Consider the following 12383-nt stretch of genomic DNA (forward strand, 5'->3'; position numbering starts at 1 on the left):
GATTCAGTTCGCGCCAGCGGTTCTGGTGCGACAAAAAAGCCTGCTTCGAACGAAGCAGGCTTTTTGCGTTTTGGGCGCTGACCTATGTGGCACGGAATCTTCCGCGCCCCGGCCGGTATAACCGGCTCGATCCTGCCGGGTTACACCGCGGCGCGGCTTGCGGCCATCTTGCGTTGCAACTCGGGCATCATCTTCGCTACGGCTTCCTCGCCGGCCAGGATCGCTGCGTTGCGCTGCGAGAAATCACTGCCGCTCATCGCGGCCAGATTCGGGCGGATCACAATGTCGGCGTACTTGTCGAGTTCATAGGCCTTGATCGTCTGGCCCATGATCGTGAAAGTCTGCATCAGCACGTCGAACGAGCTGGCTGTAAGGCCGCTTTCCGGGCGCTGCGAAATGTCCACGGCAATCACAAAATCCGCGCCCATCTTTCGCGCGAACGAGGCGGGCACCGGACTCACCAGGCCGCCGTCCACATACTCGTGACCGCCGATCTTCACCGGCTCGAAAATCGACGGCACGCTGCATGACGCGCGCACCGCAATGCCGGTGTTGCCGCGCTGGAACAGGATCGGCTGGCCGGTCTTCAGATCGGTGGCGACCACGCCGAGCGGCTTGGCCATCTTCTCGATCGGACGGTTGTTGAGCGTCGTATTCAGGTAGTTCTGCAGCGCGACGCCTTGCAGAAAGCCGCGCGTGCGAAACGGCATCGCCCAGTCGCTGATCGACGCTTCGTCCATGGTCAGCGCGAGCTTGTTCAGTGCAAAGCCGTTCATCCCCGAGGCGTATAGCGCACCCACCACCGAACCGGCGCTCGTGCCGGCCACGAGGTCGACCTGGATATTGCGTGCCTCGAGTGCCTTGATCACGCCGATGTGCGCGAAGCCGCGCGCGGCGCCGCCGCCTAGCGCGAGCCCGACCCGGATCGGCCGCTGCGGTTTGTCGAGCGGTGGCGGGTTGACGGTGGGTGTGGTGGCGACCGGCGTGCTATCGGTCTTGCTGCCGCCGGTCGTGGTACAGGCGGCGAGGACCGCGGAGGCGGCCGCCAATGAGAAGTTGCGACGGGCAAGGCGAGGGGATGACGGTTTCAACGGGTTCTCCAGCAACGGCAGGGGCGGCGCGATCGGCGCAACCGGTGCCGCGATCAGGCGGATAGTCAAACGGACGGAATGGCCGGTGGCGATTCCATGCGCCGTGGTTCTATCCCCACCCGCAGCGCGCGCACATCATAAATTAAAGCTCCGGGCACGCGTCGCTCCGGTAATGAAACGTTGCAGAGGAAACGCTCAGTCCTCCCGAGGTGAGCTTCCCGCGCGTCTTGTGTGCTGCCGCTGGCCATTCGGACGAGGGCAGGCACCGCGTGTTCGGAAGGTATAATTCGGCTCTTGAATTTATTTCCTTCGTGTCCGTGCAAGGCAGCTTTCTGCTGCATGGACGCGGTCCGCTGCCGCGCTTCACTGGCCATGTTCGCCACGGCGCCGGCGCCTGTCTTCCGAGTAACCGCTAATGACCACCTCCGTCCGTACCCGTTTCGCACCGAGTCCCACCGGCTTCATCCACCTCGGCAACATTCGCTCCGCGCTTTATCCGTGGGCGTTCGCGCGCAAGATGAAAGGGACCTTCGTGCTGCGGATCGAGGACACCGACGTCGAGCGTTCCAGTACCGAAGCGGTCGACGCCATTCTCGAAGGGATGGAATGGCTCGGCCTCGATATCGACGAAGGCCCGTTCTACCAGATGCAGCGCATGGACCGTTATCGCGAAGTGCTCAAGCAGATGCAAGGCGAGGGGCTCGTGTACCCGTGCTACATGTCGACGGAAGAGCTGGACGCACTGCGCGAACGCCAACGCGAGGCCGGCGAAAAGCCGCGCTATGACGGCACGTGGCGTCCGGAACCCGGCAAGGTCTTGCCGGAGCCGCCAGCCGGCGTGCAGCCCGTGCTGCGCTTTCGCAATCCGCTCTCTGGTGTAGTCGCATGGGACGACGCTGTGAAAGGCCGTATCGAGATCTCGAATGAAGAACTCGACGACCTCGTGATCGCGCGCCCGGACGGCACGCCGACCTACAACTTCTGCGTGGTGGTGGACGATCTGGACATGCGCATCACGCACGTGATTCGCGGTGACGACCACGTGAACAACACGCCACGTCAGATCAACATTCTGCGTGCGCTCGGCGCCGAGCCGCCGGTCTACGCGCACTTGCCGACCGTGCTGAACGAGCAGGGCGAGAAGATGAGCAAGCGTCACGGCGCAATGAGCGTGATGGGTTATCGCGACGCCGGCTTTCTGCCGGAAGCGGTGGTCAACTACCTGGCGCGTCTGGGCTGGTCGCACGGCGACGCGGAAATCTTCACGCGTGAACAATTCGTCGAATGGTTCGATCTGGAGCATCTGGGCAAGTCGCCGGCTCAGTACGACCACGACAAGCTGAACTGGCTCAACGCGCACTACATCAAGGAAGCGGACAACGCGCGCCTTGCCGAGCTCGCCAAGCCTTTCTTTGCCGGGTTGGATATCGACGAAGCCGCCATTGCGCAAGGCGCCGATCTGACGTCGGTGGTGGGCTTGCTGAAGGACCGTGCATCGACGGTGAAGGAAATCGCCGAAAACGCGGCGATGTTCTATCGCACGCCGGCGCCTGACGCCGAGGCGCTCGCGCAGCACGTCACGGATGTGGTGCGTCCGGCGCTTGCCGATCTGGCCGCTTCGCTCAAAACGGTCGAGTGGACCAAGGAAGCGATCGCTGCGGCGTTGAAGGCCACGCTCGGCGCGCACAAGCTGAAGATGCCGCAACTGGCCATGCCGGTGCGTCTGCTGGTGGCGGGTACCACGCATACGCCTTCGATCGATAGCGTGTTGATGCTGTTCGGCCGCGATGTTGTCGTGAGCCGTATCGAAAAAGCGTTGGCTTAAGCGCGTTCGCGTTTGCATAAAGAGGGTTTGCATGCGACTTGCGAAAAAAGTCGCATGCAATTGCGCAAAGGGTATTTACAAAGCGCAAATTGGCCTCTAAAATCTCGTTTCTGTTCTGCAAGGGGGTATAGCTCAGCTGGGAGAGCGCTTGCATGGCATGCAAGAGGTCAGCGGTTCGATCCCGCTTACCTCCACCATCAAATCAAATTTGATGTGCCGCAGACAGCCACTGAAGTCCGAAAAGCCCTGATAAGTCAGGGCTTTATCTTTTTCCGGGGTGGTAGCATTCCGCCCTGTTCCGACATGTTCCACAATTTGCACGTGCTCAAACTCGTCCCCTGAACTGGGTCGCGTTGATTTCCTGTTTTGGGGTACGTCGTGGGACAACTGACTGAACGACAAATCCGCCGCTCTGCCCGGCACCGCGACCGGGAGAGACGCGGTGGGGCACGATATGCGCGGGCGCCGTGTCAGCTTTTCGGCCACCCGAATGCCTGAATCGATTTGACTGGGTGCGCAATTGAAACCGCAGCGCGAATTTTGCCGGGCATCGGTACATCGACAACATGCCAGCGTCCAGCCGCCGGCAGATCGACGAAGGTTGCCGTGGCATTGGCGCGGAGGGTCAGCGGTTCGATATCGATGGATGGCCGCTTTAAAGCGTTCGACAGGCTGCTGTAGCGCGCGGACTGAAGAGCCTCGTCCGCGTAGCGGAATCGGTCCGCGTGCCGATCCGGCACCCCAGTCGGCCAGATGCTCGCACGGGCCTCGCCTGGTATGGCCGTCTCGTTTCCTGGCGTAGGCATCGCGACGCCGAGGCCGAGCGCGCCCGAAGCGATGCCGATCACGATCCAGATTCCGCCGTATGCGATGTCGATCGCAACCGGGTGGCTGTCGGGGGGAAGTTGAACGCCCGGTTGCTCGGCATGGTCATCGATGAATTTCACCTCGTGCGGGGCCAGGTCCAGCAGATTCGCCACGATCCAGCGCAGCACCACGCGTGCGGCAACGAAACGTTTGCGCAGTGCGGAGTTTGGATTCAGCCTCGCGCGCCCACGCTCGGTCTCCGAAAGCCATCGGTCGCCTTCCTGGATCGAGACCGGCAGCCATCCAGCCCGGAAGCGCCACAGATGCAGTTCACCCGGGCGCGGCACATCGATCCAGGACGGATACTGCCGCGTCATCCGATGCGCGGAAAATGTGATCTCGCAGGGATCGGGCATGGCGTCGGAGGAACCGTCGTACGGCGTGCCGTACGCCCGGACAGGGAGGGATTGGGCGAGTTGAATGGGCATGCTCAGCTCCTCCATGCCAGTTTGGCGTTCATCGCGTTTGTGCGTCCGACGAGCTCAACGTACGACGGGTCAGCGCAGGATCGCGGGCGATCGACGTTTCGGAAAACGGAATAGTCAGCCAGCGTTGCGCGGCGTAACTGCGCGTACCGTCCGCGAAACGAGGCGAGGCGGGATCATCGGATTCCGACGACGCGATGAGCGTCTGCGCAAGCACGTCATCCCCGGCGAACGACACGATCTGCAGGTAGCTGTTGCCGTTCGGATTGACGTTCATCGAATAGGCACGGGAGTCGAACGGGTGCGCCGCGCATGCGGCCGTGAAGTAGCCGCCCGCGTCGCAGCCACCGAACAGGGCGATGCGTTCGTCGTTGCGTTGCACGTAGAGCGCTGCGCTGCGCGGTGCATCGATCGCGATGCCGGCTTTCTCGAGCGCGGCCATGGCGTCGTGCAGGGAGGCGGCGAGTCTGGCGGGGTCGGCCGCGATACCCGCGGGCGTGGTCAGCGGCTGGGCGGGGTCGAACGGCACGGCGTACAGTTGCGTGGGCGGAATCAATAGCAGACGCCGCCACCATTCGTCCCAGAGCGTCGCGCCGACCGCATTGGCCGAGGCGGTGTTGTCCCACGCGGCGAGTACGCTGCAGGCCTTGCGCAGTTCTCCGGAATTCACGCCGGCCGGCTGGCCGCCGTTGCACAAACGATCGAGCGCAGGTTGCTTGAAGAGGATGGCCGACATCGAACGGCTGTCCAGCGCGGCGCGGCTGAGCGCGTCGGCGGAGACGCCGGCCGGATTGCTTTGCAACTGTGCGGCGATCGCGTGGCCGAGACGGGTGCGCAGCGATTGCTGGCCACCCGTTGCGCCGACCACCTGAGCAAATCCGGTCAACGGCGCGGCGGGGTTGCTGAGCCAGTAACTGCCGTTGAAATTGCCCGCGTAGTCACGCCTCAACAGGCTCGGCATCTGTGCGACCGGCAATGCGCCGCGCTGAACCGAGCCGCTTTCGACACGCCAGTCGCAATCGCTGCGTGAACCGTCGAGGAACGGCACGCCCGGCATCGAGTGGGCGAGCGCTTTACCCACGGGCGGCGTGCAACGCTGCGCAAGCTCGTCGGGCACGTTCGGTACCGCGCCGATGTCCGCATACCACACGCGCGGGTCGCCGCGACCAATGGCGAGCGTATTCACCCACGGCACCGCCGCGTTCTTCTTCTGGATGCGGATGAAGTCGTCGAGCGAAGCCGCCTGGTCCCATTCGAGGAAGTTTTCGAAGACGCGGAAATTGTCCGCGTTGATGTCGCGCAACGCGAACGCCTGCTGTGCGTTCCATGCGAGTGCCGGCGACATCGCGCCGAGATTGACGAGCGGCCCGAAGCGCGAGCGATACAGCGTGCGCGAAACGGCATGAAGCGAACCGTCCGCGGCGCGCACGTCGACGCTCACGCGCGTGGGCGTCATCGCCTCGGCTTTGCCGTCGACCTCGTATGTGGTCGGCGAGCCCGCTACAAGATTCAGCTTGAACAGGCCGAAGCGCCTGGCGGTGGAGACCGTATGCGTCCACGCGACATTCTGGTTGAAGCCCATCACAATCAACGGCACGCCGAGAAAGGACACACCGCTCACATCGAGCTTGCCGGGAATGGTGAGTTGCGCCTGGTAAAAACGGTCGGGACCGTTCCAGAACCAGTGTGGGTTGCCGAGCAGCATCGCGCTGCCGCCGCGAGTGGCGTCCGCTCCGAACGCAAGGCCGTTGCTGCCGATGCCGGCATGGCCGCCGAAGTCCGCGAGGGGCGCGTTTGCGGCGAGCGTGGCTGCGGGGGACGTGAGCCCGTGCTCGTGCAACGCGCCCTGCTGCGACGGCGGAGCGGACACGGGCGGCTGTGCCGTCGCGATCGCTGCGACGAAGCGGGTTTCGCCGCCCGCGAGGTTCGCAGCATAGAGGCGCCGGTAAACATCCGCCACGTTGATCTTGCCGGCCCAGGGTGCGGCACGGCATGCCGCGTTCGCCCCGGGAAAATCGCCATGCGCAAGATCGCCGACATACCGGTTGTAGCCCGCGACGAAGCCGTCGATCAGCGATCGCATATCGGCAGTCTGGTTCTTGCGATAACGCGCGATTGCTGCATCGTCGTCGACAAAACGGAAGAAGAAATCCGCGTCGAGATTGGTTGGCTGTCCGAAGGTAGCGTCGGTAGTCGGGCGCGCATCGGCGCCGAAGTAGCGCGAGCGTTCGCCACGATAGGTGACGAATCCGTCTGCCATCGTGCACAGGTTATCCTGCGCCTGCACGTAGCCATAGCCGTAGCCGAGGCTGCCCCAGTCGTCGGCTTTCAGATGTGGAATGCCGAGCGCCGTGCGACGGATCTCGACCTGATAGGGGCCCGTGAGCGCGGCCTGATCGGCGCTCGGGGCGACACAGCTTTGCAAGCCGAGGGCGACGGGCAAGGCGGTCAGCAGACGGGCAAAACGGCTGCAACGGCTCAGAAAAACGGTCAGAGGCATGAGATCTTCACAGACAGGCTGTTATCGGTGACGGGAACGCGGCCGCGGCGCCGCATCATGAGGCACTGGCCGCAACCTGCGAAGCTGCCGGCACGCGCACGGGCCGAACCTCTTCGACAATGCGGCCTTCTTCAAGCCGGATGTAGCGGTCGGCAGCGCTGAAATAGCGATCGTCGTGCGAAATCACAATCAGGGTCTTGCCCTGGCGTTTCAGGTCCGGGAGGATTTCGGTGTAGAAGATGCGCCGGAAAGTCGGGTCCTGGTCGGCGGCCCATTCGTCGAGCACCATCACCGGGCGGCGTTCGAGATAGGCGTGCACGAGAGCGAGCCGCTTGCGCTGCCCGGTCGACAGATCGGTGGTCGTGAACGCGCCGTCGCGTACCGAGACCTTGTGGGCAATCTCGAGCCGTTCGAGATATTTTTGTGCTTCGGCGGTGAGGGCGGCTTCGCCGGGAATCAGCGTGTCGAACAGGTAATAGTCGGAGAACACCGCCGAGAAAAGCTGGCGGTAGTCGTCGAGATGTTCGTCGCGCACCGCTTCGCCGTTGAGCAGCAACTGTCCTGCGTCAGGCTGATACAGTCCGAGCAGAAGCTTGATCAGCGTGGTTTTGCCGCAACCGTTCTCACCGACGATAAAAAGCGTCTCGCCGCGTTCGATCGTGAGGCTGAGCGGCCCGAGTTCGAAGCCGCTGCCCGCGCTGTCTGTATCGCTTGTGCCGCTATCCGCGGCGGGGGCATCGCGTTCGTCCTGCGGCCGGGCGAAGCGATAGTGGGCACCGGCAAGCGCGATCGTATCGAACACATCGGCGAGACGCTCGGGCGAGCCGGTTTTGTGGCCGGCGACGAGCGACGGCTCGCGGGTCGAAAACCGGGCGGAGAGTTCGGCGATGCGCTGAAATGCAACTTGTGCGCGGCCGATCGACGGCAGCGCGCCGACGATCTCCTGGATCGGCCCTTTCATATACAACAGAACCAGCACGAAGCCGGTGATGATCGTGCGGTCCGCGCCCGGCGACCACGTCTGCAACGTCAGCATCAGACCGACCACGATAAAGAACAGCAGCGAACCGAATGCATTCGCGCTGACGAAGACATTGGCGGCGCGCACGCGCAGCCGGAAGATCGCCTCGATGGTGCCGGACAGTTCGTGCTCGAAGACGAAGCTGCGGCGCTGGCCGTTCAGACGCAGTTCCTTGGCGCCTTCAGTGATCGAGCGATAGTGTTTCTGCAGGCGATCTTCGGCTTCGCGCGCCGCGCCGAAACGGCGAATCCCCACGCGCCGCGCCAACGTTTGCACGATCGAGCCGAGAGCGATGGCGACGAGCGCGATGACCAGCAACATGGGTGACAGCACAAACAGATAACCGAGACAGCCGACGATCGTCGCGGTGGCGATGGCGAGGCTCGAGAACATGAACGAAAACGAACTGATCGTATCGATGTCCTGATTCAGTGCGGTGATCAGCCGATGGCTGCGAAACTGTTCGATCTGACCGATCGGCGCGGCCATGATCTTTTCGCACAGATTCTTGCGCAGCATCGCGATGACGCGCTGGCCGACGAGGTTGTTGCCGATGTCCGAGATGACTTCGCCTGCAAGCGCCAGCACGCACAGTCCGGCGAAGCTCCACAGCAAGGTTGGCAAGGCCGCGGCGCCGTCATGCAGCGTGCGATTCGTGACTGCCAGCAGGGCGGCGGTGGCGATGCCGCTCGCGGCGCCCATGGTCGTGGCGAGTACGGTAATCGGCCAGAGTCGCTTAAGCAATCTGAGCAGTTCCGCAAGCATCGTGTTCTCCTGGAATATCTAAAGTTCTAGTGCAAAAAGACTGAATGGTGGGTCGTGCAGGCGTGCTTTAGCGGCGCCGGCCGAGCAGCCACATCAGATAAGGTGCGCCGATCAAGGTCGCGACAAGGCCCGCCGGCAGCTCGCGCGGCATCAGCAGCGCACGGCCGAGCCAGTCGGCCGTGACGATCGTCAGCGCGCCGATCGGCGCGGCCAGCAGCACCTGCTGCAAGGGCCGGCGCGCGCCGAGAAGACGCGCGAAATGCGGCGCGGTCAAGCCGACGAAAGACAGCGGACCGACGACCAGCGTGGCGGCAGCCGTCAGCAGCGCGATCAGACATAGCAGCGTAAAGCGGGCGCCGCGCGTCGATACGCCGAGCGCGCGCGCCGATGCTTCGCCAAGCGGCAGGATCTGCAGCCAGCGGTTACACAGCGGCGTCAACGCGCACAGGACGACGCACAGAACGAGTGCGAGCGCCGCGTCGATTGGGGTGATCGTGTAGGTGGAGCCGGCGAGCCATTGCAGCAGCGTCGCCGCTCGCTCGCCGCCACTCGCGATCGCGACCGCGACCACCGCCTGGAACAAGGCGCCGATGGCAATGCCCGCCAGCAGCACGCGATCGGGTGCGAAGCGCGAGCGCTGCGAAAACCAGAGGATCGCGAGCAGGGCGCTCAAGGCGCCTGCTGTGCTCGCTGCGATACGCTCGATGTGTCCCGCGTCATTCCATCCGATCACCAGCGCGATCAGACCGAGTGCCGCGCCGGCGCTCACGCCGAGCACCTCGGGGCTGGCGAGCGGATTGCCGGTCACCCGTTGCATCAGCGTGCCGGCTACCGCGAGCATGGCGCCGGCGGCAAGCGCGGCGGCTGCGCGCGGGACGCGCCAGATGGCCACGCGCGAGAACTCGTCGAGGCTGCTGAAATGCCAGCCATGTGGGCCGTGGCCGAAATCCAGCGCGAGCGCGGAGACGACGAGCATGAGCAGTGCGATGCCAAAGAAACGCCGCCGCAGCGAAGCAGGGGGCACTGAATGACTGCGGGCGATGTCTTCGCTGCTGGCCGGCAGCCGCGTGGCCCGATGCATCCGGGCGAGCAGCATCAGCATCAACGGTGCGCCGAACAACGCGGTCGCCGCGCCGGTCGGAATCAGATCGCCCATCGCGCCGGACAACTGTTGCACCGCTTGATCCGTGAGCCACAGAATCAGCGCACCGCACAACGGCGCGATCACCAGACGCTGCGACAGGCGGCGCGCGCCCGCCATCTGTGCGAGCGCGGGCGCGGCCAATCCGACAAAGCCGATGACCCCGACCGCACTGACTACGGCCGCGCTCAGCGCCACCGCGAGCGCCAGCGCGACGAGCCGCATGCGGCGCAGCGACAGACCGAGACTGCGGGCATTGGCGTCGTCGAGACCGAAGAGCGTCATGGGCCGTAGCAGCAGGAACGCGATCCCGCCGCCGATCGCGAGACGCGATGCGAGCATCGTCACGTTGCTCCAGTCCTGCTGGATGAGCGAGCCGCCGCCCCAGATGAACAAGCTCTGCAGATACGGTGCGTAAAACAACTGGAGCGCGACGCCGATCGATCCGCAATACAACGTAACGACGAGTCCCGCGACCGCGACCGTGACCGGCGCGAGCCCGCTGCGCCAGGACAGGCCGAACACGATCGCTGCAGTAATCAGCGCGCCACCGAGCGCGACCCACTGGCCGGCGCCGCCGAGCAGCGCGGGCGCCCATAGTGTGGCGACCGTCAACGCGAGTTGCGCGCCGGCCGAGACGCCGAGCGTCATCGGCTCGGCGAGCGGATTGCGCAATACCTGCTGGAAGACCGTGCCGGCGAGTCCGAGAATGGCGCCGCACAACCAGCTGACCACGAGACGCGGCAGCCAGCTATCGTGGGCGATGATCTGGTGGATGTCGTGCGTATCCGGCGACCACAGCGCGTGCCACCACAGCGACGGCGGCAGAATCGCAGATAGACTGTCGATGCTTAGCGCAACGGCTGCGGCGAGCACGAGCAAAGTCAGCGCGGCGGGCAGCCACGGACGTGTCACGAGATGCGGTGCGTGTGTGCGGGCGATATTCATAGGCGTGCCTGCGTTGCCACCGCGGCGTCGGTTGCCGGGGCGCGTGTGAGCGTAGCGGTCAGCGCCTCGGCAAAGCGCGCGGCCGAGGGCAGCATGCCGAAGCCCCAGAACGGCGGCAGCGTGGCGACACGTCCCGCAGCAACCGCGGGCAGCGCGTGCCACAGGCGATTCGAGCTCAATGTGCGAGCGACGCCGTTCGGCAGCGGATCGAAATAGAGCACGTCCGCGGTGGGCGATACGGCGAGTTTCTCGAGCCCGGCCACGCCGATACCCCAATAGTCGGTCGGACCATGCCAGGCATTGGCGACATCGAGCGCATCCATCACGTCCTGGAACAGACTACGCGCGCCGTACACGCCGATATGCCGGCCATCGAAAAAACGGATCAGATAGAGCGGCCGCTGTGGATCGGGTCCTTGCAGCCGGTCGCGCCGCGCTGCGATTTGCGCGCGGCTTCTGGCAAGCACGCGCTCAGTCGCGTCGATCAGCGCGTGGCCCGCGCCGGTGCGGCCGCACAGTTCGGCCAGTTGCAGCGTGACGTCCTGCGAGTGGCGATAGGGCGCGCCGGTGTCGGTATAGACGGCGAACGCACGCACCGGCGCGATACGCTCGAGCATCGCGCGCTGTGATTCCTGGCTCGAATTGATAAGAATGAGATCGGGCGCGAGTTGCTGTAAAAGTTCGAGGCTCGGCGCGAGACGCAGCCCGACATCGGGCACGTGTGCCGGCACGAGCGGGGTGACCACGCTGTCGTTATAGGCCTCGGTCTCGGCGACACCCACGGGCGTGATGCCGAGTGCCAGCAGCGTTTCGACCAGTCCCCAATCCAGCACGACGAGGCGCGGCGCGGGCGTGGTGAGGTTCGCGGCCGCGCGCGCGCCGGCTAGCGGCGTGCCGAGCAAGGACGCCAACGCGGCGGAACGGAGAAAATCGCGGCGTCGCATATCAGCGTGCCACGCCGAGCCGGCTACCGTTATGCGGATGCACAACGATATCCATTGGAATGCCGTAAATCGATTCGAGCACGTCGGCGCGCATGAGCGCTTCGGGCGTGCCGCTTGTCAGCAGGCGGCCGCTATGCAATGCGATCAGTTCGTCGCAGAAGCGCGCGGCCAGATTGATGTCGTGCAACACGATGACCACCGTCAACGCGTGGCTGTCGGTCAGTTCGCGCAGAAGCCGCAGCACGTCGATCTGATGCGCGATGTCGAGTGCGGATGTGGGTTCGTCGAGCAACAGGCACGAAGCGCCTTGCGCGACCAGCATCGCAAGCCAGACGCGTTGCCGTTCACCACCCGACAGATGATCGGCCAGTTGCGACGCGAAGCGCGCCGTGTCGGTGAGATGCAGTGCCTCGTCGATTTTTGCGTGATCCGCCGCACGCAGGCGGCCGAGCGCGCCATGCCACGGATAGCGGCCCAGCGCGACCAGCTCACGCACGGTCATGCCGGTGCCGGTGGGCGGATTTTGCGGCAGGTAGGCCACCTGCCGCGCGAAGTCGCGGGCGGGCCACGCGGCGACGCCGGTGCCGTTCAGGCGCACCGTGCCGCGCGTGGGCGCCTGTTGACGCGCGAGCAGCTTGAGCAAGGTGCTCTTGCCGGAGCCGTTGTGGCCGATCAGCGCGATCATGCGTTCCGCGTTCAACGAGAGGGTGAGCGGTTGTAACAGGACCCGGCCGTCGGCTTCGAACGACGCGCCGTCAAGCTGGTACAACGCGCGGGGCGCCGGCCCGGCGGTGTCGTGGTGTGCCAGGCTCGCTGGTCGCTGTTCGAGTTGCTGCTGGGTCATGTCGTTCAACAC

8 protein-coding genes and 1 tRNA gene are annotated in these 12383 nt (G+C 64.8%); 2 read left to right on the plus strand and 7 right to left on the minus strand.

Going from position 1 to position 12383, the window contains the following annotated elements; all coding sequences use genetic code 11:
* Positions 1 to 140: 140 nt before the first annotated feature.
* The gene (locus M0D66_RS14235) at positions 141 to 1091 is read right to left on the minus strand and encodes a patatin-like phospholipase family protein (protein WP_093633642.1); all 951 of its coding nucleotides are present in this window, start codon (positions 1089 to 1091) and stop codon (positions 141 to 143) included.
* A gap of 415 nt (positions 1092 to 1506) precedes the next feature.
* On the opposite strand from M0D66_RS14235, the gene gltX reads away from it, so the two are divergent.
* Positions 1507 to 2916 (plus strand): glutamate--tRNA ligase, encoded by a 1410-nt coding sequence (gene gltX / locus M0D66_RS14240; protein WP_093633377.1) that lies wholly within the window; start codon positions 1507 to 1509, stop codon positions 2914 to 2916.
* Between the two features lie 121 nt (positions 2917 to 3037).
* A tRNA-Ala gene (locus M0D66_RS14245) sits at positions 3038 to 3113 on the plus strand.
* Positions 3114 to 3386: 273 nt separating this feature from the next.
* Here M0D66_RS14245 and M0D66_RS14250 read toward each other — a convergent pair.
* From M0D66_RS14250 to M0D66_RS14275, 6 genes are all read right to left on the minus strand, one after another.
* On the minus strand, positions 3387 to 4211 hold the full coding sequence (locus tag M0D66_RS14250; protein WP_234487525.1) for a 4'-phosphopantetheinyl transferase superfamily protein: 825 nt from the start codon (positions 4209 to 4211) through the stop codon (positions 3387 to 3389).
* Between the two features lie 28 nt (positions 4212 to 4239).
* Positions 4240 to 6708: a penicillin acylase family protein gene (locus M0D66_RS14255; RefSeq protein WP_266210925.1), complete on the minus strand. Its 2469-nt coding sequence runs from the start codon at positions 6706 to 6708 to the stop codon at positions 4240 to 4242.
* Positions 6709 to 6763: 55 nt separating this feature from the next.
* On the minus strand, positions 6764 to 8494 hold the full coding sequence (locus M0D66_RS14260; RefSeq protein ID WP_093633374.1) for a cyclic peptide export ABC transporter: 1731 nt from the start codon (positions 8492 to 8494) through the stop codon (positions 6764 to 6766).
* A 67-nt stretch (positions 8495 to 8561) separates the two neighbouring features.
* Positions 8562 to 10583 (minus strand): Fe(3+)-hydroxamate ABC transporter permease FhuB, encoded by a 2022-nt coding sequence (fhuB, locus tag M0D66_RS14265; RefSeq protein WP_266210926.1) that lies wholly within the window; start codon positions 10581 to 10583, stop codon positions 8562 to 8564.
* Entirely contained in the window at positions 10580 to 11527 is a 948-nt protein-coding gene (locus M0D66_RS14270; protein ID WP_266210927.1) for an ABC transporter substrate-binding protein, read from the minus strand. Before M0D66_RS14270 ends, fhuB begins: the two co-directional genes overlap by 4 nt.
* A gap of 1 nt (position 11528) precedes the next feature.
* Positions 11529 to 12380 carry an ATP-binding cassette domain-containing protein gene (locus M0D66_RS14275; RefSeq protein ID WP_208620610.1) on the minus strand — a complete coding sequence of 284 codons (852 nt, stop codon included), beginning with the start codon at positions 12378 to 12380 and terminating at the stop codon, positions 11529 to 11531.
* Positions 12381 to 12383 lie beyond the last annotated feature (3 nt).

This window comes from Paraburkholderia sp. SECH2, assembly GCF_030464795.1.
Taxonomy (GTDB): Bacteria; Pseudomonadota; Gammaproteobacteria; order Burkholderiales; family Burkholderiaceae; genus Paraburkholderia; species Paraburkholderia aspalathi.